Origin of the sequence: Sphingopyxis sp. (genome assembly GCF_965279725.1) — a bacterium.
In the GTDB taxonomy this organism is placed as follows: Bacteria; Pseudomonadota; Alphaproteobacteria; order Sphingomonadales; family Sphingomonadaceae; genus Sphingopyxis.
The window spans coordinates 1,548,729-1,569,152 of the sequence record NZ_CBDIIL010000003.1 but is presented as its reverse complement, the minus strand read 5'-3'; the positions used below and the strand labels follow the sequence as shown (position 1 = coordinate 1,569,152).

Sequence of the window (20,424 nt, the reverse complement as noted above, 5' to 3'; positions counted from 1 at the left end):
AGATGACGGGGCCTCGCAGCGACTCACAGATGCGAACCGGACAGGCGGGCCTGATCCGGCTTTGACTGCGAGCGATGCGGAATGCCCAAAGGGGGATCAGAAGCGTGAAGAAGATTGAGGCGATCATTAAGCCATTCAAGCTCGACGAGGTGAAGGAAGCGCTTCACGAAGTCGGCGTCAGCGGCATCACCGTCACCGAAGCCAAGGGTTTCGGACGCCAGAAGGGCCACACCGAGCTCTATCGCGGCGCGGAATATGTCGTCGACTTCCTGCCCAAGGTGAAGCTTGAAGTCATTGTCGAGGACAGCATGGCCGAACGCGTGGTCGAGGCCATCGCCGCCGCCGCGCAGACCGGCCGCATCGGCGACGGCAAGATTTTCGTCATCCCGGTCGAAACCGCGCTGCGCATCCGTACCGGCGAGCGCAACGAAGACGCGCTTTAAAGCCACCCGCTCTCCAACCTGTTCACTAACCCGGCCCTGCCGGTCATCATCGCAAGAAGGAAGTTCAGACCATGGCAACCAAGCCCAAGGATATCATCACACGGATCAAGGAAAACGACATTGAGTGGGTCGACTTGCGCTTCACCGATCCCAAGGGCAAGTGGCAGCACCTAACCATGGTCGCCTCGGTCCTCGGCGAGGACGAACTCGAAGACGGCCTGATGTTCGACGGCTCGTCGATCGAAGGCTGGAAGGCGATCAACGAGTCCGATATGATCCTGATGCCCGACCTCGACGCCGTCTATGACGATCCCTTCTCGGCGACCCCGATGCTCGTCATCTTCTGCGACATCGTCGAACCCTCGACCGGCGAAGGCTATTCGCGCGATCCGCGTACCACGGCAAAGCGCGCTGAAGCCTATGTCGCCTCCACCGGAATCGGCGACACCGTCTATGTCGGCCCCGAAGCAGAATTCTTCATGTTCGACGACGTCCGCTTCGAAACCGCGTATAACAAGTCGAGCTTCGAGATCGACGACATCGAGCTGCCGACCAACTCCGGCCGCAGCTATGAAGGCGGCAACCTTGCCCACCGTCCGCGCGCCAAGGGCGGCTACTTTCCTGTCGCGCCGGTCGACAGCGCCGTCGACATCCGCGCCGAAATGGTCTCGACGATGCTCGAACTCGGTTTGCCTTGCGACAAGCATCATCATGAAGTCGCCGCGGCACAGCACGAACTCGGCCTGACCTTCGGCACGCTGACCGAAACCGCCGACCGTATGCAGATCTACAAATATGTCGTGCACCAGGTCGCGCATGCTTATGGCAAGACCGCGACCTTCATGCCGAAGCCGATCAAGGACGATAATGGCAGCGGCATGCACACCCACATCTCGATCTGGGAAAAGGGCAAGCCGCTGTTCGCCGGCAACGGCTATGCCGGCCTGTCCGACATGTGCCTCTATTTCATCGGCGGCGTCGTGAAGCATGCCAAGGCACTCAACGCCTTCACCAATCCGACGACGAACAGCTACAAGCGCCTCGTCCCGGGCTTCGAAGCCCCGGTGCTGCTCGCTTATTCGAGCCGCAACCGTTCAGCCTCGTGCCGCATCCCTTATGGTGCGGGCGCCAAGTCGAAGCGTGTCGAGTTCCGCTTCCCCGACGCGATGGCGAACCCCTATCTCTGCTATTCGGCGCTGCTGATGGCGGGGCTGGACGGCATTCAGAACAAGATCCACCCGGGCGATCCGATGGACAAGAATCTCTATGACCTGCCGCCCGAGGAGCTGAAGGAAGTCCCGACCGTCTGCGCCAGCCTTCGCGAAGCGCTCGACAGCCTGATGGCTGACCACGACTTCCTGCTCAAGGGTGACGTGTTCACCAAGGACCAGATCGAAGCCTATGTCGAACTGAAGTGGGACGAAGTGTATCGCGTCGAACAGACCCCGACCCCGGCCGAATTTGACATGTACTACAGCGCCTGATCCGCAAAGTTCAGCGACGCTAAGGAGGGGCGTCCGGTTCGGGGGAACCGGGCGCCCTTTTTTATTCGCCTTGCGCTAACGCGGCGCCATCATCCCGCGCCATCCCGCGCCTGCAAAACAGGCGAACAGGAGCGATCCGAATGCGATCGACACGAGATCGAGCGGCTGCGGCCCGGCGACCAGTCCCACCGCGGCGGCGGCGCCCCAGATGATCGCAACCAACAGAAGAAGATTGCCGGTGATCGCGGATATTTCGACCGTCAACTGGCGCCACAGCTCGTCAAAACGCCGCCACATCCAAACCGATATCGCCGTAAAGCCGACCAGAACCGTCAGCAAAATCCAGAAAGCGAGCGCAGGGGTGACCAGCGCCGCGCCGCCCGCGACGTCAGTCGCCGCCGCGTGCGCCAGCAGCATGACCGCTGAGCCGAGAATCAGGCAACCCGCGGCGCTGCCAGCCATGTTCGCGCGCTCCTCGACGATTTCTTCTGCATCAGCGACGTTGAGCAGTCGCTGGCCAAACAGGCGCGGCGCTACCGTTCCGACCCCGACGAACACCCCCATCAACGCATAAACCAGCCCGATGCCGAACAGGATAATCGACGATCCCGTCCAGTCGAAGCCGCCCTGCCCCTCGACCAGCTGCAACCCCGCGAACATGCCTCCGGCGCCCGCCGCCGCGCCGATTGCCGCCTGCATTGCCATCTTTCGCCAACCGGCGGCCTTGCCTGCCTGCGTCGTCATGATCCTACTCCTTCGGAACCCAATGGTCGATAAACAGCGCGCGCACTTCCAGCCCAAACAGGCCCGCCATGCGCAGCGCGAGCGGCAGGCTGGGGTCATATTTATCGGTTTCGACCGCGTTGATCGTCTGGCGTGAGACGCCCAGGCGGCGAGCCAGCTCACCTTGGCTCCACCCCGCCGCTTCGCGATATTCGCGCACCCGATTTTCCACAGTCGTTCCCTTGCCTGTCAAGAGCTCTTTACACAGGGTCGCGCGGACATGTCAAACACTCTTTACAGGGTGAAGCAAACCGCCGGCCGCAGATGTGGTAAATTGCCGGGGTTGCCGGTTCCGGCCGCGGGTGGCAGATTGCGGTCGGGGCGGGTGCGATCATGAAAGGCTGTTTGGCCATGCGAATGTCCGCTTCTCTTGCTCTGCCCTGCCTGATGCTGGCGTCTTGTGGCGGGGGCGGCAGTAGTGGAGACGGCGGCACCGCAGCCAATGCCCCGCCCAGCTTTACCTCGCTGCAGACCGCCAGTGTCACTGAAAACATCACCGCCGCCTATCAGGCGAGCGCCACCGATCCCGACGGAAACGCGTTGACCTTTACCATCGACGGCGGCGCCGATGCGGGACGCTTTGCGATCACTGCGGCGGGAGCGCTTAGGTTCAGCGCGGCGCCCGATTTCGACCTGCCCGGCGATGCCGATGGAAACAACATCTATGCCGTCGTCCTGCGCGTCAGCGACGGACAGGCGAGCGTGACGCAGACGGTCAACATCACCGTCACCAACAGCCGCGAAGGGATCGCGGTTGCCCGCGTCGGCACCGGGTTCAACCAGCCGCTCTATGTCGCCCCCATCCCCGGGGACAGCCGCGTCTATGTCGTCGAGAAGGGCGGTGCCGTCTATCGGTTCGATCCGGCGAACGGCAACCGGACCCAGGTGCTGAACATCACCGACATTTCGACCAGCGGCGAACGCGGCCTGCTGGGTCTCGCCGCCTATCCCGACCATGCGACATCGCAGCGCTTGTTCGCGGTCGCGACGGCCGCCAACGGCGCGGTGCAGGTCCGCCGTTACACGCTCGGACAGCCCAATTCCTCGACCGCCTACGACACGGTACTCAGCGTCCCGCATGCCGACGCCGACAACCATAATGGCGGCTGGATCGGCTTCGGAGCGGACGGGCTCGTCTATGTCGGTATTGGCGATGGCGGCGGCGGCGGCGACCCGAACAACAACGCGCAAAACACCAATCTGCGGCTCGGCAAGATCCTGCGCTTTTCGGTCGGAGCGGGCGGCAGCAGCTATGCCCCGGCACCCGGCAATCCTTTCATCGCCGGGGGCGGCGATCCCTATGTTTACGCCGTGGGCCTCCGAAATCCCTTCCGCGCCTCGTTCTCGGGATCGACGCTGGTGATCGGCGATGTGGGGCAAGGCGCGGTCGAGGAAATCGACATGGTGACGACCACCCAGCCGGGGCTTAACTTCGGCTGGCGTTTCAAGGAAGGAACCCAGCCCTATTCGGGCACCGCGCCCGGCGGCCTGACCGATCCGGTCGCCGAATATGGGCATGGCAGCGGCCCGCGGCAGGGCAATTCGATCACCGGCGGCTATGTCTATCGCGGCCCGGTGACCTCGCTCGCCGGCCAGTATGTTTTTGCCGATTTCGTGTCGGGCAACATCTGGTCGATACCCTTCTCAAGCTTCGTCGCGGGACAGACTTTGCCCTCATCGCGTTTCGCACGGCGCAACGAGGATTTCACCCCCGACGCCGGGACGATCAATTCGATCGCCTCGTTCGGTGAGGATAGCGCAGGCAATTTGTTCATCGTCAGCATCGGCGGCGACATTTTCATGGTGCGCCCTGGCTGACGCTTGCCGGGGCCGGGTGCAACCGGCACAAGAGGCCACCCGGAGGAGACCCCCCAATGAAATCGCTGCCGTTCATCGCCCTTTTCGCCGCGTCGTTCGCGCTGAGCCCCGCCGCGAACGCCAACCTGTCGAAAGCAGAAAGCGGCATGGCGAAAACGGTCGAGACCGAACAACCACGCTCGCTCGCGCTGCTCGAAAAGCTGGTCAACCAGAACAGCGGCTCGCTCAACCTCGTGGGCGTCGAAAAGGTCGGGGAGATGATGCGCGCCGAACTCGAACCGCTCGGGTTCAAGGTCGAATGGAAACCGATGACCGACACGGGCCGCGCCGGGCATCTGATCGCGACGCATGTCGGTCGGCCCGACACCAAACGCCTGCTCCTGATCGCGCATCTCGATACCGTATTCGAACCCGATTCGCCGTTCCAGAAATTCACCCGTAAGGGCGATATGGGTGAAGGCCCCGGCGCGGGCGACGACAAGGGCGGGATGGTGGTCATCGTCGCGGCGCTGCGCGCGATGCAGGCCGCGGGCACTCTCAATGGTGCCAATATCGAAATCCATATGACCGGCGACGAGGAAGACGCCGGCGATCCGATCGAAAAGGCGCGCGCCGATCTGATCGCTGCAGGCAAACGTAGCGACGTCGCGCTCGATTTCGAGGGGCTGGTCCGCGACAATGGCGCCGACATGGGCTCCGTCGCAAGGCGCAGCAGCGAAAGCTGGACCGTTACCGCAACGGGCAAGAGCGCCCACAGCTCGGGCATCTTCAGCGCCGCGGCGGGCGACGGCGCGATCTATGAATTGACGCGTATCATCCAGCGTTTCCGCACCGATCTTCCCGAACCCAACCTCACCTTCAACGTCGGCTTGATCGCGGGAGGGCAGGAAGCGACCCTCGACGCCGGCGGCATCCGCGCGACCGCAAACGGCAAGACCAACATCATCGCCCCCGTCGCCATCGCGCGCGGCGATCTGCGGACCCTCTCGGCCGAACAGGCGGCGCGGGTAAAGGCAAAGATGGCGGCGATCGTCGCCGAACACGCTCCCGTTACCGACGCAAAACTCGCCTTTGATCCGGGCGGCTATCCCGCGATGGCACCGACCGACGGCAATCGCGCTCTGCTCGTCAAGCTCAATGGCGTGAACCGCGACCTGGGACTTGCCGAAATGGCGACGCTAGATCCACTCAAGCGCGGCGCCGGCGACATCAGTTTCGTCGCCGCCGACGTCGACGGTCTTGCCGGACTCGGGCCACACAGCACCGGCGATCACGCACCAGGCGAGGCGGTCGATATCCCGAGCATCGCGCGTCAAGCGACCCGCGCTGCCATATTGATGTCACGCCTGAGCGCTGAAAAGCGCTGAACCGTCACCTTTGTCAGTTGGCGTTGCTTGATTCATCCGCCACAGTGATTAGGTAGCAATCCGAGACGTAAATTCACGCCGATTGGGAGAGAGAAAATGAGCGACACCGCAACGCACCTCAAGCAGAACTACATCGGCGGCCAATGGGTCGACAGCAAGGGCGGCAAGTCCCACGACGTGATCAACCCGGCGACCGAAGAAGCCGCCTCGACGATCGTCCTCGGCACCGCCGCCGACGTCGACGACGCCGTTGCCGCCGCGCGCGAAGCGTTGAAGAGCTGGTCGCAGACGACGCGCGAAGAGCGGCTCGCACTGCTGAACAATATCGTCGAGGAATATAAGAAGCGCGGCGCCGATCTCGCCAAATCGATGGCAAGCGAAATGGGCGCACCGGTCAGCTTCGCCGGTACCGCACAGGTCGGCGCGGGCATCGGCGGCTTCCTCGGGACCATCGCGGCGCTCAAGGATTTCTCCTTCACCGAAAAATACGCCGCGGGCGTCATCGCTTATGAACCGATCGGCGTCGTCGGCATGATCACCCCGTGGAACTGGCCGCTCAACCAGATCGCGCTGAAAGTTGCACCCGCGCTGGCCGCGGGGAACACGATGGTGCTGAAACCGTCCGAAGAATGTCCCGGCAACGCGACGATCTTCGCCGAAATCCTCGACGCCGCGGGCGTTCCGCAGGGCGTGTTCAACCTCGTCCAGGGCGACGGCCCGACCGTCGGCAACGCGATCTCGTCGCACCCCGGCATCGAAATGGTCAGCTTCACCGGCTCGACCCGCGCCGGTATCCTCGTCGCCAAAGCGGCCGCCGACACGGTCAAGCGCGTCCATCAGGAACTCGGCGGCAAGTCGCCGAACATCGTCCTGCCCGATGCCGATTTCGAAACTGTGCTGCCGCCGACGGTGCAGGGCGTGCTGGTCAACACCGGTCAGAGCTGCATCGCGCCGACCCGCATCCTCGTTCAGAAAGAGCGAGCAGCCGAAGCTGCGGGCTTCATTAAGGCGATGTTCGACGGCACCTCGGTCGGCGATCCGATGAGCGAAGGCGGCCATATCGGCCCCGTCGTCAACAAGGCGCAGTTCGACAAGATCCAGAGCTTGATCCAGTCGGCGATCGACGAGGGCGCGACGCTGGAAACCGGCGGTACCGGCCTGCCGAGCAACGTCAACCGCGGCTATTATATCAAGCCTACTGTCTTCTCGGGCGTTACCCGCACCATGCGCATCGCCAACGAGGAAATCTTTGGCCCCGTCGCGACGATCATGGCCTATGACGACCTCGACGAAGCCGTCGATATCGCCAATGACACCGAATATGGCCTGTCGGCGGTCATCTCGGGTGATCCTGCGAAGGCCGCTGCCGTCGCGCCGAAACTGCGCGCCGGCATGGTCGCAGTCAACGCCTGGGGCCCCGGCCCGGGCGCGGCGTTCGGCGGTTACAAAGCCTCGGGCAACGGCCGCGAAGGCGGCGTGTTCGGGCTGAAGGACTTCATGGAAGTGAAATCGATCAGCGGCATTCCGGGGTAATAGCTAAATCCTCCCTGCGGCGAAGCCATGGGGAGGAGGACCGCTCGTGAAGCGAGGGGTGGAGGGGCAGCAACGGCAGCGTAGAAGCCCCTCCGTCAGCGCTTCGCGCTGCCACCTCCCCATCGCTTCGCGACACGGAGGATCAGGCTCCTCCCGCTTGCGGGAGGGGCTTTTGCATCCGCGCAACTCCCGCTAAGCGCATCCTCATGACCACCCGCTCTCCCCTCGCCCCCGCTGCCTTCCCGCACCTCCCCGAAATCGCCGGGGTAACGCGCCGCGTCGCGCGCGCGCAGTACAAGAATTGGGACCGCTGCGACCTGACCTATGTCGAGCTGTCGCCCGGCACCGCCGTCGCGGGCGTCACGACCAGCAATGTCTGTTGCTCGACCGAAGTCGAGATGTGCCGCGAAGGCATCGCCCATGGCCGCGCCCGCGCGCTGGTCGTCAACGCGGGCAATGCCAACGCCTTTACCGGATACCGAGGCCGCGAGGCGGTCGAACAGATCGTTACGCAAGTCGTCGCGCATCTCGGCTGCGATCCGAAAGACGTGTTCGTTTGCTCGACGGGCGTCATCGGCGTGCCGCTGTCGAAGGACAAGGCGCGCGAGGGATTGGCCAAGGTCATCAGCTTCGCCGGGCCGTCCGCCAGCTGGGAAGAGGCGGCGCAAACCATCACCACGACCGACACCTTCGCCAAGGGTTCCGCCGCCAGCGCTATCGTCGGCGACCGGACCGTCCATGTCGCAGGCATCGTCAAAGGCTCCGGCATGATCGCCCCCGACATGGCGACGATGCTCGGCTATATCTTCACCGACGCCGCGGTTGCCCCTGCGCTGCTGCAAGACATGCTGAGCGAGGCGACCGGTGGGACGTTCAACAGCATCACCGTCGACAGCGACACCTCGACCAGCGACACCGTGCTGCTGTTCGCGACGGGACAGGCGGGCAATGCCCCGCTGACCACTCGCGACGATCCCGGCGCCGACGCGCTCTACGCCGCGATCCACGCCGTCTCGCTTGACCTTGCGCAACAGGTGGTACGCGACGGCGAGGGCGCGTCAAAATTCATCGAGATACAGGTGTCGGGCGCCGTCAGCGACGACAGCGCCAAGCGCGTCGCGCTCGCCATCGCCAATTCGCCGCTGGTCAAGACCGCGATCGCGGGCGAGGACGCCAATTGGGGCCGCGTCGTGATGGCGGTGGGCAAGGCGGGCGAACCCGCCGACCGCGACAAGCTGGCGATCCGCTTCGGCGATCACTGGGTAGCCAAGGACGGGCTACCGGTCGATGGCTATGACGAAGCCCCGGTCGCGGCGCATCTAAAGGGCCTGGAAATCCGCGTCGGTGCCGACCTGGGGCTGGGCGAAGGCCGCGCGACCGTCTGGACGTGCGATCTCACCCACGGCTACATCAGCATCAACGCCGATTACCGGAGCTGAGCCCCCTAATCTCCGTCATTGCGAGGAGCCGAAGGCGACGCGGCAATCCAGAGTAGCCGTAAACCGCTCTGGATTGCTGCGCTTCGCTCGCAATGACGAGGTTTGGTATTAAAGCGCGCCTTCCAGCCAGCCCTTGAGCGCGCTCTTCGGCGCTGCGCCGACCTTGGTGTCGGCGACCTCGCCATTTTTGAACAGGATCATCGTCGGGATGCCGCGCACGCCATATTTGGCGGGGGCGTTCGGATGATCGTCGATGTTCAGCTTCGCGATCACGACCTTTTCGCCCAGCTCATTGGCGATTTCCTCGAGCGAGGGGCCGATCATCTTGCACGGGCCGCACCATTCGGCCCAGAAATCGACGAGCACGGGAGTGTCGCTGTCGAGGACGTCCGCCTGAAAGCTGTCGTCGCTGATTGCCTTGGTACCCATGATACAAACTCCTGAAATATTGTTGCCTCCAAGCTAAGGCGTCGCGGCCTCCGGCTCAAGACCTCAACCGCCCAAATTCGCCTTGGTTGCCGCCAAGCCCGGCTTGTGCGGCGCGAGGGTGGCGTCGTCGAGGCGGATGAGCCGCGGCCCGGCGGTATAAAGCAACGCCGCGTCGATCCGCCGCCCGGGGAAAATCGCCGCCAGCGCCCCCCGATACGCCGCCATCTGGCGCAGATAGGCGGGCGCGACTGCGGCGGCGTCCTCCGGCACATGCCGCCCGGTCTTGTAATCGATCACCGTCACCGCATCGGCGGTCACCAGCAACCGGTCGACGATCCCCGCGACCACCGTCCCGTCGACCACCGCCGACAACGGCACTTCGGCAAGCGAGCCCGGGCCGAACAGCGCGGCGTGCGCGGGGTCGCCCAGCACGCCAAGTACCTCGGCGACCATCGCCGCGCGCGCCGCTTCGTCCAGTGCCGCCGCCTGCACCGCCAGCCAGCGCAGCGCGGCACCCTGCCGCTTATCGGGCGCCACCGGCGGCAGCCGCTCGAACAGCGCGTGCAGCAACAGCCCACGGCTCACCGCCGCGGCACGGTCGCTGCCCTGCGGCGCCGCTGCGACATCGTCGTCGCCCAGCGCCGAGGGCGCCAGCGGGCGCGGCGGGCGCGCCTCCTCGGGCGCCGCCTGCCGCGCCCATAGCGGCACGGCGACCGGTGGCAGCACCGCCCGCGCCTTGCCCTTTGCTACCTGCGCCCATTTCTTCGGATGCACCGCATGGACGCGCTTTTGGCCCCAGCGCGGCCCGGCGTCCTGCCATTCGGCGCCCATCTCGGCCATCACCGCGTCGACCGCGCCGTGCCAGTTGTCGTCGGGCAGCGACCCGTCGGCGGTCTTGGTGATCCCGGTCACGACCAGCAGTTCCTCGGCGCGCGTCATCGCGACATACAGCAACCGCCAATGCTCCTCGCGCTCGGCGCGTTCCTTCGCGTCGTGCGCCGCGGCGACCGCACCGTGGCGCTCGTCCTTGCCCAGCGCGAACACCGGCAATTTGTCCCACCCCGCCATCTTCATGGCAAAGGTCAGCCGCCGCGGCTTCGGATCGTCGGTCGCGTCGGCCAGGATGACGATCGGCGCCTGTAGTCCCTTCGACCCATGCACCGTCATCACCCGCACCACGTCGCTGCGCGCCTCGGTCTGGCGCTTGATCTCGGCGGTGCTGGCGGCGATGTGGGCGAGGAAGCCGAGCAGCGACGGCGCTTCCTGCCGCTCGAACGCCAGCGCCTGCCCCAGCAGTTCGTCGATCGGATCGCGCGCCTCGCGGCCCAGCCGGTGATAGAGTTTGCGGCGCCCGTCGATCGGCCCCGACAATATCGTCTCGATAAAGCGGAACGGGGTGGTGAAATCGGCCATGCCGAGCAGGCTGCGCAGCGCCGCCATCGTTGCGGGCGGCACGTCGCTTTCGCGCGCCCGAAGCTGTTCCCACAGCGCGCTTCGCTTGCGGCCGTGGGCGAAACCGAACAGATCGTCCTGGCTCCAGCCGAACAGCGGCGATACCAGCAGGCCGGCCAGATTGAGGTCGTCGAGCGGCTGCACAGCAAAGCGCATCGCCGAGAGCAGATCCTGCACCGCCAGCGACTGGGTCAGCGAAAAGCGGTCGACCCCCGCGACCGGGACATGCAGCGATTGCAACCGCGCGACGATCCGCGCCGCCAGGTCGCGGCGGCGGCGGACCAGGATCAGGATGTCGCCCGGCGCAACGGCGCGCCCGTCCTTGCCGTTGACAATCCAGTCCTGCACCTCGTCGGCGATCGCGCGCGACAGGCGCAGGCTGGCGGGGTCGCTCGCGGCGGCGGAGGCGCCCTCCCCCCCGGCGGCCGCGCCATCTTCGCCCTCGTCAGCATCACCCTCGTCGTCAGCGTCACCAGCGAGCGCCTTGCCGACCGGCAACGGCGCCCACAGCTCGACGCGCCCCGCGCGGTCGCGGTTGAACTCGGCGGGAATGTGCGGCGGCTCGTCGCTGTCGAGCCCCATCAGCTCGGGCGCGCCCGCCGCGATCCACGCATCGACGACGTCGAGCACCGCGGGGCTCGACCGGTAATTGGTGTCGAGATCGACATCCTCGAACGGCCGCCCGCCCGCCGCGGCGCGCTCGCCAAAGCGGATGCGCGCCGCCTCGAACGCCGCGGGTTCGGTACCCTGAAAGCCGAAGATCGCCTGTTTGCGGTCCCCGACCGTGAACATCGTGCGGATGCGGTCGTCCTTGGCGCCCAGCCCGGCGAAAAATTCGGCCGCCAGCGACAGGATGATCGCCCATTGCCGCGCGTTGGTGTCCTGCGCCTCATCGACCAGAATATGGTCGGTGCGCTGGTCGAGCTTGAAGCGCACCCAGTCGCCGAAATCGCCCTGCGCCAGCAAGTGGCTGGCAATGCTGATCAGATCGTCGAAATCGGCGAAACCGCGCTCGCGCTTGGCCAGCGCATAAGCCTCGGCAAAGCGGCTGCCCAAATCCCACCCCGCCGCCAGTTCGTCGGCGACCTGCATTGCGGTCGCGGTCGCGAGCAAGTCATCGGCGGCGGCGACGATCCGCTCGGCCGCACCCAGGCAGCTGCGCATGCCGCCCTTGTCCTTGGTATAATCGGCGCGCATGTCGCCGGTGCCGGTCAGGAAACAGCCGCGCACCGCGGCCAGCATCGCGGCGCGGCCGTGCGGATCGGCACGGAACCAGTCGTCCATGACATCGGCGCGGCCGTCGCCGGTCTTGGTCCCCCAGTCGCGCCCGCTCGCCGCGACCGCGGCGATGTCGGCGTCGGCAATCGCGCCCGCCGACAGCGCGTCGGCCTGCCACGCGATCGGATCGCCCTGCGGCAGGCCCAGTTCGGTCCGCAGGTCATGCGCCCGCGGCGCGAAGCGCGGCTCATTGACCGCCGTAAAACTGCTGGCGCAGCGCGCCAGAAAAGCGATCGCGCTATCCTGCCCCAACCGCCGCGACAGCATCGCCGCAATCTCTCGCATCGCATCGCCGTCGGCATCGGGCCGCGCGAGCAACTGGCCGAGCACTTCGCGCTGCAACGCGCTTGCCTCGCTATCCTCGAGCGCGCGAAATCCCGGCAATATTTTTGCCTCGAGCGGAAAACTGGCGAGCAGCGTCTGGCAGAAACTGTGAATCGTCTGGACGCGCACCGCGCCGCCCGGGCTGTCGATCACCGTCGCGAACAGCGACCGCGCGCGATCCATCAGCGCCGGAACGCCGCGATCATAGCCGATGAATTCAAGATCCAGACCCAACGCCTGCAACTCGGTGCGCAGATCGCCGTCGGCCATCCGCACCCACATCGCCAGCCGTTCGTGGATGCGATGCGCCATTTCGGCGGCGCCCGCCTTGGTAAAGGTGATGCACAGGATCGCCTCGGGCGACACGCCCTCCAGCATCAGGCGCAGCACCCGTGCCGACAGCACCTGCGTCTTGCCGGTCCCCGCCGACGCGCCGAGCCAGACATGGTCGCCGGGCTGCGCCGCCGCCTGTTGCCCGGGGTCGAGGTTTTTGAGCAGCTTGTCGGGATCGATCATGCCGCCCCCTCACCCGCCGCGCCCGGCTCCGGCTCGCCGCGCCCGAACCATTCATCGCGGCGCATCAGCTGATCGAAATCGGCGTAGCGCTTCGCGGTATCGCCTGGGACGAAGGGCTCATGTCCCAGCAGGAACCGGGCGCTGAGTTCGGCGAGCGCTTCGCGCGCGCGCTCGACCACCGCCGCCGCGGTCGCCGGTTTGGGCTTTTGCCCCTTGATCGCCTTGACCGCGCCGTCGACGCCCTTTTTCCGGTCGCGTTTCAATTCCCAATATTCGAACGCCCCGACAGGTTCGGGCGCCAGATCGCCAAGCCCCGCGTCTTCGGCGAGCAGGCCGAGCAGGCCCAGCTGGCTGTTGAGCCCCTCGCCCGCCGACTTGCCCGATGGCGCCGCGCCGGTCTTGTAATCGACGATCGCCAGCGTGCCGTCGGCGGCCTGATCGACACGGTCGGCGGTGCCTTGGAGCGTGATGCCGTCGACCAGCAACGTGCCGGTCACCTCGTTCGCGACCGGCCAGCGTTCGTCGCGCCCCGCCCAGACGCGCTCCGCCGCCCAGCGCAGCGATGGCTCGATGCGCGGCAGCCAGAACGCACGCGCCAGCGAATCGAGCGCCGGATCGGCACGCAGCGCGGCGCGTTCGGCATCGAACGCCGCCTCGGTCAGCCCGGCCGCCTGCCAATCCTGCAAGAATTTATGCACCCGCGTCCCGAACCATTTGGCGTCGGGACCGCTGCTCAGCGGGTCGAGTTCGCTCAGCCGCAGGATCTTCGCGGCATAAAAGGCAAAGGGATCGCGCGCCAGCTGATCGACTCCGGTGACGCTGATCCGGTCGGGTCTTGCATGCTGCGGCGGCGCCGGACGCGGCTTGTCGGCGGGAACGCTGTCGCCCGGCGGCACGTCGAGCAGCGCGGCGAGCGCCGCCACCGGCTGGTCGCCCGCCGTCGCCGCGGGCAATTCGCCCGCCAGCGCCGTCAGCCGCAACCAGAAACGCGACGCCACGGCAGGGTCGCCGCCACTGCGCATCGCGCGCGTCACCACCACCTCGCGCGCGGCAAAGGCACCGGCAAAATCATGCGCCGCCATGCCCTGCTGGCGCTCGGGCGCGGCAAGGCCGAGCAGGCGGCGGATGCCGGGGGCCAGCCACGGATCGGGGCTCTGCTGCGGCGGCCAGCGTCCTTCGTCGAGCCCGCCCAGGATCATCAGGTCGGCGCGCTGCAATCGCGCCTCGAGCAGCCCCCAGATGAACAGCCGCGGATGCCCGCCATAGGGTGGCCGGACGGTTTCGCCGCCGAGCAGGTCGGTCAGCATTTTCGGGAAATCGGCGGGTGCGACCAGCGCCGGTCCGTCGCTCTTCGCCAGCGCCCAGCGATCGAACAGCTCGGACAGCGCGCGGCCGGCGTGGCCGGTCCATGCGCCTTCGCCGGTCAACCAGCCGAGCGCGTCCTGCAACGCGCCGAGCAGGACCGATGGCGGCGCAGGCACGCCTGCCGCGAACGGAGCCAGCGCGGCGCCAAGTCCCGCCGCTACGTCGCCCCACCAGTCGCCAATCGCCGCCGCGGCGTCATGCCCCCGGCGCTGGGAATCGTCGGCGCACTCGGCAATCCGCGCCGTCACCCCCGCCCAGCCCGGCACCAGCCCGGGGCCGCGCAGCACCAGGTCGAGCCGCCGCACCTGATCGAGCCAATCGAGCCGCCCCTGGCCCGCGCGCACCAGCGGATGGCCGAGCAACGCAATCAGCCGCGCCGGATCGAACCCGGCGGCAAATTCTGCAAGCATCAGCAACAGCGCCCCGGGCGGCGTGCGGCCCAGCGACTGGCCAGCGCTATCGTCGACCCGGTTTTCGCTTTTCAGCCCCCAACGTTCGAGCGCCGCCGCAACCCGTTCGGCGAGCAAGCGGTCGGGCGTTACCAGCGCGGCGGTGCGCCCCGGCACATCGAGCGCGGCGCGCATCATCAGCGCGATCCCCTGCGCCTCCTGGCCATCGTCGGCGAACACTGCGGCGCTGACGCCGGTCAGGCTGGGCGCGACATTCTCGGCCGCCTGCCAGCGCGCCGTATAGGCGGCGGGCGCGAACAGCAGCGACAGGAAGGACGCGCGGGCATCGGGGCCATCGAAGGGCGATGCGGCGGGCCATTCACCGACCTCCTCTCGCGCGATTCCCATCCGGCCGAGCAGCAGTTTCAGATGATATTGCGGATGCGTTTCGAGCGGGCGCTCGCCCAGAGTTCCGGCGGCGGGTTTCTCCGGATCGGCCTTGACCGGTCCCAGTGCATCCCATTCCGCACCCGCCATGCCCAGATCGAGGCCGGGCAACACCACCATCCCCTGCGGCAGATCGGCGACGGTGCGCAGCAGCCGCGCGATTGCGGGCGCCGCGGTGGTCACCCCCGCCGCGACGACAAAGCGCCCCGGCGGCGCGGTCCGCCAGCCCGCGCTGACCCGCGCGAGCAGCCGGTTGCGGCGGTCGGCGCGGTCGATATGGCCGGTCGCGGCCAGCAGCCCGGGCCAATGGTCGACGAGCAGGCGCAGACGCTGCCACGACGCCTGCCAATGGCCCGCCAGATCGCCGAGCGCACTTTCCAGGTCGGACAATCGCGCCGGGGCGACCTCCTCATAATGCAGCTGGTCGATCACCCGCCCCAGCCCCTCGGCCAGCTGGAACGCCGCCGCCCCGGTGATCGGCTCCTCACCCGCGGGGTGATAGCGCTCGATCAGCCCCGCCAGCATCAACCGCCGCTTGAGCGCGTCGATCGCGGGCGGGATCGGTTCGGCTTCGCCAATCCCGTCAAGCGCCAGCGCGGCGCTTTCATCCAGATCGGCGTCGCCGATCACCGCGAGCCGCGGCATCAGCAACCCCGCCCCGCTGGCGCGGACAAACGCCGCCTGCACCGCGCTGCGCGCACGGTTGCTCGGCAGCAGGATCAATCCTTCGGCGAGCCCCAGCGCCCCATCGGCAAAGCGGTCGATCAGCCCGGCGACCAGCGCATCGGCAAAGGCCCGCTGGACCGGGATCGAAAAAACGGTCGGCTTCGGATCAGCCATCCGTCAGCGCGGCTTCGGTCGGCGCGATGCGCCCCGGGGTGCCGACGTCGAACCATTGCCCCATGTGCGACAGTCCATAGAGCCGCTCCGCCGCGATCGCGCGGTCCCACAGGATATTCGTCGAAAACGCCCCTCCGGGCGCGCCGTCGAGCAGGCGCGGCGAGATCAGTTGAATGCCCGTGTAAACAAAGGGCGCGACCCGCCCGAGCTTGCGCCGCGACAATCGGCCATTGGGGTCCATATGGAAATCGCCCTTGCCGCCGTGGCCGGTGGCGCTCGCCTGACGAATGACCAGCAACAACGCGTCCATGCGGTCGCCATCCCAATGGCGCGCCAGATGCCGGATGCTGTCTTCGGGCCCGTCGGTCCAGATATTGTCGCTGTTGACGATCAGGATGGGATCGCCGGTCAGCAGCGGCAGCGCTTTCACCATGCCGCCGCCAGTTTCCAGCAATTGATCGCGCTCGTCAGAGATTGCGATACGAAACGACCGCTTTTGCGCCGCCAAATGCGCTTCGAGCGCGTCGGCGAGATAATGGACGTTGACGACGACATGCTCGATACCAGCCGCCTCGATGCGGTCGAGGCTGTGGTCGATCAGCGCCTTCCCCGCGACGCGCACCAGCGGTTTGGGCCGCGTCGCGGTCAGCGGACGCATCCGCTTGCCCAGCCCCGCCGCCATCACCATCGCGCTGTCGATCTTCGCGGTCACGCCCATGCCGCCGCGCGCGCCGAAGCGGGGATATTTTCGTCGAACCAGGCCCGCACCGGTGCCAGCGCGGAATGTGCGAGATCGCGTTCGAGCAGCCCCCACATGCGCGGCTGGAATGATTTATAATGCGGCTTGCCATCGCGCTTCCACAGCCGGACGAAAACGCCAAGGATGCGAGTGTTGCGCTGCGCCGCGAGCGCCCAATAAGCCGCCTCGATGTCGGAACCCGTCGCCGCCTGATAGCGCGCCAGCATCGCCGCCTCGACCGCCGGGCTAACGTCGCGCCGCGCATCCTCAAGCACCGAGGCAAGATCATAAGCGGCGTGGCCGACGCGTGCATCCTGGAAATCGAGCAAGCCAAAATGCGAAATGCCGTCCTTGCCAGGCACCAGCATTATATTTTCGGCATGATAGTCGCGCAGCACCGTGACCCGCGGCAAGCCGTCATGCTCGGCCGGTGCCAGCACGGCCGCCCATGCGCCGAGAAACGCTTCGCGATCGACCTCCAGATCGAACGCCGGACAATACCAGTCGGTGAACAGCGTCACCTCTTCGAGCCACTGCTCAAGCCCGTGCACCGGCAGCCCTAGCATTGGGGGCCGTCCGTGGAGGTGAACGAGGAGGTCGGTCACCCCGGCATAATAGCTTTCCTCGACATGCGGGGCTTCATCGACCGTTTCGCGCAGCCGCACATCACCGAAATCATCGATCAACAGCAGGCCTTGCTCTAGATCGCGCGCGATGATCGTTGGCGCGGTCAGCCCTTGTTCGCACAGAAATTCGGCGACCGCGATGAACGGCCGCGGATCCTCGTGCGGCGGCGGCGCATCCATCAACACAGCCTGCCGCGCGCCGTCGACGACACGGAAATAGCGCCGGAACGACGCATCACCGGCGAGCGGCAAAATCTGGGCATCGCCCCAGCCATGCGCGGCAAGGAAGGCCGGAGCGTGGGCGGGCGGAATCATCGGAGCGGCCATCGTGCTCCCCAAGCCGCAGGCACCTCGGCTGTCAAGGTGCGGGCGTCGCCGTCGCCAGAAATCGTCAGTGTCAGCATGTCGACCCAGCCATGCAGTCCCAGCCGCTCAGGCCATTCGATCAGCAGCGCACCGTCATCGACATAATCGTCGAGCCCCAGTTCGACCAGCTCGTTCGCATCCTCGATCCGGTACAAATCGACATGAGCGATCGGCAGATCCACCTCCGGCGGCGCATAGGGCTGAACGATCGCAAAGGTCGGACTGGGCGCCTCGCCCGCCAGCCCCCGCGCTTTCAGCATCGCGCGCGCCAGCGTCGTCTTCCCCGCACCCAGATCGCCCGACAGCGCAACGACATCGCCAGGCATCAGCGCCCCGCCGATCGCCGTGCCGATCCGTTCGGCGTCATTAAGGTCGTAGCTGATGGAAAAAACCGTCATGCGCTGCGCAGCAGACTGATCCGCACCAGCGTGCCCTGCCCCGGCTCGCTCACCACTTCCATCGTCCCGCCATGCGCGGCGACCAGCTGGCGCGCCAAAGCAAGGCCTATCCCCCCCGACGCCGTCCCCGCCTGTTGCCCCTTGGTGACCGCGGCGACTGCCTCGGGCATCCCCGGTCCATTATCCGACACGATGATGTCGATCCCGCGCGCATCCCCCGCGGCATGGAGCAGCACGCGCCCGCCGCTCCGGCGCGCAGGCGCGGTGTAACGCACCGCATTGTCGAGCAGCCCCGCGACCAGCCGCGACAAGCGCGGCGCATCGCCCGCGATGCTGCCAAGATCGGGCGCAATATTGCCGACCAGTTCGACTTTTTCGCTTGCCGCAAACGCTTCCGCATCGCGCAGTGCGCCATCGAGGAGCGTCAGGACATCGACCGGCGCGCGCTCGACCACCAGCGTCCCTGCCTCGCCCTGCGCCAGGTCGAGCACATTGTCGATCTGGCGCCCAAGCACCCCGACCGAATCCATGATCGCATCGATATAGGTTTTCTGCTGGTCGCTCATCTTGCCAGCATAGCCCGCCTGCAACATCTCGCCGAACCCGCCGATTGACGTCAGCGGCGTGCGCAGTTCGTAACTCATCCGCGACAGGAAGGCGGTCTTCACCTGATCGGCCGCCTCCAGCGCCTCGTTGCGTTCGCGCAGCGCACCTTCCATCTTCCGGCTCGCGCTGATGTCGAGCATGATCAGCAAGGCATTGCCGTCGGGCAAGGGGATCGAGGCGAAGTCAAAATATCGCCCGTCGGCAAAGCGAATTTCGCCGACGCGCTGCTGCCGCTCCAGGGTCGCGGCGCGGATCACTTCCTGCACAATGCTGATCTGGTTCGGCTTCGCCAGCCTGTCGGCCAGCCCGCCCATCAGCGCATCGACGCGCGGATGCGCCGCCAGCGTCGATTCGTCGATCCCCCACAGGCGGCGGAATCGCTGGTTCCACAAATGCAGCCGCCCGTCGGGGGCAAACACAGCGATCGCTTCGAACAGATTGTCGAACGTCGCGGTGCGGACGCGCAGCAATGTATCGCGCGCGCCGGCCAGCTGCACCTGTTCGGTCTTGTCTTCGGCGATCAGCAACAAACCGCCGTCGGGGGTCGGCTGCGCGACGACATGCAGATGGGTGCCGTCGAGCAACAACCAGTCTTCCTCGCTCGCCCCGGCCTGCGCAAACCAGTCGACATGCGCCTGTCGCCATTCGGGATAATCGCGCACTTCGGGGGTCCGTCCGCCTTCGCGCCACGCGTCGAGCAACCGCGCGAACGGCCGCGCTTCGGTAACGTCTTCGACCTCCAGCGCGAACAGGCGGCGGAACGGCAGATTGGCAAAGGCCAGTCCCTGGTCGGGTCCGAATTGCGCGACCGCCGCCGACAACCGGTCAAGCAATTCGCGCTGGGTATCGACAAAACGTCGGTGCGCGCCGCGCTCGCTCTCCAATTCCTGGATGTCGATCGCATAGCCGGCGATACCGATCACGCGCCCGCCGGTCGGCGTCAGCGGCACATCGACGACGCGCATGATGCGGCGTTCGCCCTCGATCGTTACCGGGATCGTGCGGATTTGCGCCGAACCCGCGATGCGCGCTTCGTCGGCGGCTTCGGCGGCGCTGACCCCGGCGACGGTCTCGCACAGCTCGATGCCGGCATCGATTACCGCCGCCGCACTCTTCGCTTCGACCGCGCGAACATAAGCGCCGTTGACGAGCGCAAGGCCAAGACCGGTGTCGCGGAACCACATCGGGAACGGCGCCGCCTCGATCAGTCCCGACAACGCTTCGAACGCCGCCATCGCCTCGTCGCGGTCGCTGCGCGCCAGCGCCAGCGCGTGTTGGCCGTCGGTCGCATCGCTCAGCCACAACAACACGCCGCCCGGGCCGCCCACCGCCTGCGACGCCGGGGCGCCGTGCAGGATGATCGTGCGGTCGCTGCCCTGCGGCTTCAGGCTCAGCGTAAAGGGTTTGGCGCCGCGCTGCGCGCCGAGGATCGCCTGGCGCAGCGCGTCATGACCGTCGGGGTCCAGCCCACTGCCCAGCCCGCGCAGTTCATCGAAATTGCGCGGCCCTTGTTCCAGCCCCAGCCAGCGACCGAGCTTCTCGCTCGCCTCGATCCGCCAGTCGGCGCGGACGATGACCGGCAACTGCGGCGATGCCTCGACCAAGCTGGCGAGCCGTTCGGCCTGCCCCGCGACGAACGCGGCGCGCCGCTGCATCGCAATCCCGCGGCCAACCGCCCACAACCCGGCGAGCAGCCAGAGCGCGGAAAACAGGCCCAGGGCAAAGAGCGCGCCCGACGATAGCGTCATCGATCGCGCGCCAAGGCGCGGGTGGACAGGAAAA

General features: G+C 66.7%; 15 protein-coding genes. 6 read left to right on the top strand and 9 right to left on the bottom strand.

Annotated features, from left to right (window positions below; all coding sequences use genetic code 11):
• Positions 1–104: 104 nt before the first annotated feature.
• Positions 105–443 (top strand): P-II family nitrogen regulator, encoded by a 339-nt coding sequence (locus ACQY6T_RS16530; protein ID WP_037518110.1) that lies wholly within the window; start codon positions 105–107, stop codon positions 441–443.
• Positions 444–514: 71 nt separating this feature from the next.
• On the top strand, positions 515–1,927 hold the full coding sequence (gene glnA, locus ACQY6T_RS16525; protein WP_428632563.1) for a type I glutamate--ammonia ligase: 1,413 nt from the start codon (positions 515–517) through the stop codon (positions 1,925–1,927).
• A gap of 75 nt (positions 1,928–2,002) precedes the next feature.
• On the opposite strand, the gene ACQY6T_RS16520 is transcribed toward glnA, so the two are convergent.
• The gene (locus tag ACQY6T_RS16520) at positions 2,003–2,671 is read right to left on the bottom strand and encodes a hypothetical protein (protein WP_428632561.1); all 669 of its coding nucleotides are present in this window, start codon (positions 2,669–2,671) and stop codon (positions 2,003–2,005) included.
• Positions 2,672–2,675: 4 nt separating this feature from the next.
• Positions 2,676–2,882: a helix-turn-helix transcriptional regulator gene (locus tag ACQY6T_RS16515; protein WP_428632703.1), complete on the bottom strand. Its 207-nt coding sequence runs from the start codon at positions 2,880–2,882 to the stop codon at positions 2,676–2,678.
• 185 nt (positions 2,883–3,067) lie between these two features.
• Between ACQY6T_RS16515 and ACQY6T_RS16510 the strand changes: the two genes are divergently transcribed.
• The 4 genes from ACQY6T_RS16510 (at position 3,068) to argJ (ending at position 8,867) form a co-directional block, all read left to right on the top strand.
• Positions 3,068–4,528: a PQQ-dependent sugar dehydrogenase gene (locus tag ACQY6T_RS16510; protein WP_428632560.1), complete on the top strand. Its 1,461-nt coding sequence runs from the start codon at positions 3,068–3,070 to the stop codon at positions 4,526–4,528.
• 56 nt (positions 4,529–4,584) lie between these two features.
• Positions 4,585–5,895 (top strand): M20/M25/M40 family metallo-hydrolase, encoded by a 1,311-nt coding sequence (locus ACQY6T_RS16505; protein WP_428632558.1) that lies wholly within the window; start codon positions 4,585–4,587, stop codon positions 5,893–5,895.
• 96 nt (positions 5,896–5,991) lie between these two features.
• Complete coding sequence (locus tag ACQY6T_RS16500) at positions 5,992–7,428, top strand: aldehyde dehydrogenase family protein (RefSeq protein WP_428632556.1); 1,437 nt, start codon at positions 5,992–5,994, stop codon at positions 7,426–7,428.
• A 206-nt stretch (positions 7,429–7,634) separates the two neighbouring features.
• A complete protein-coding gene (gene argJ / locus ACQY6T_RS16495) occupies positions 7,635–8,867 on the top strand; it encodes a bifunctional glutamate N-acetyltransferase/amino-acid acetyltransferase ArgJ (protein WP_428632554.1) in 1,233 nt (410 codons plus the stop codon).
• Between the two features lie 108 nt (positions 8,868–8,975).
• On the opposite strand, the gene trxA is transcribed toward argJ, so the two are convergent.
• The 7 genes from trxA to ACQY6T_RS16460 all read right to left on the bottom strand — a co-directional run bounded on the left by trxA (position 8,976) and on the right by ACQY6T_RS16460 (position 20,390).
• Positions 8,976–9,296 (bottom strand): thioredoxin TrxA, encoded by a 321-nt coding sequence (trxA, locus tag ACQY6T_RS16490; RefSeq protein ID WP_293701859.1) that lies wholly within the window; start codon positions 9,294–9,296, stop codon positions 8,976–8,978.
• Positions 9,297–9,359: 63 nt separating this feature from the next.
• Positions 9,360–12,866, bottom strand: a complete 3,507-nt coding sequence (gene addA / locus ACQY6T_RS16485; protein ID WP_428632551.1) for a double-strand break repair helicase AddA — start codon at positions 12,864–12,866, stop codon at positions 9,360–9,362.
• Positions 12,863–15,907, bottom strand: coding sequence for a double-strand break repair protein AddB (gene addB, locus ACQY6T_RS16480; RefSeq protein WP_428632548.1), 3,045 nt, complete (start codon positions 15,905–15,907; stop codon positions 12,863–12,865). The genes addA and addB overlap by 4 nt, the downstream gene beginning before the upstream one ends.
• Positions 15,900–16,625: a nucleotidyltransferase family protein gene (locus tag ACQY6T_RS16475; protein WP_428632546.1), complete on the bottom strand. Its 726-nt coding sequence runs from the start codon at positions 16,623–16,625 to the stop codon at positions 15,900–15,902. Before ACQY6T_RS16475 ends, addB begins: the two co-directional genes overlap by 8 nt.
• Positions 16,616–17,587: an aminoglycoside phosphotransferase family protein gene (locus ACQY6T_RS16470; RefSeq protein ID WP_428632701.1), complete on the bottom strand. Its 972-nt coding sequence runs from the start codon at positions 17,585–17,587 to the stop codon at positions 16,616–16,618. The genes ACQY6T_RS16475 and ACQY6T_RS16470 overlap by 10 nt, the downstream gene beginning before the upstream one ends.
• Positions 17,584–18,036: a tRNA (adenosine(37)-N6)-threonylcarbamoyltransferase complex ATPase subunit type 1 TsaE gene (gene tsaE, locus ACQY6T_RS16465; RefSeq protein WP_428632544.1), complete on the bottom strand. Its 453-nt coding sequence runs from the start codon at positions 18,034–18,036 to the stop codon at positions 17,584–17,586. The genes ACQY6T_RS16470 and tsaE overlap by 4 nt, the downstream gene beginning before the upstream one ends.
• A complete protein-coding gene (locus tag ACQY6T_RS16460; RefSeq protein ID WP_428632541.1) occupies positions 18,033–20,390 on the bottom strand; it encodes a PAS-domain containing protein in 2,358 nt (785 codons plus the stop codon). The genes tsaE and ACQY6T_RS16460 overlap by 4 nt, the downstream gene beginning before the upstream one ends.
• Between the last annotated feature and the right edge of the window lie 34 nt (positions 20,391–20,424).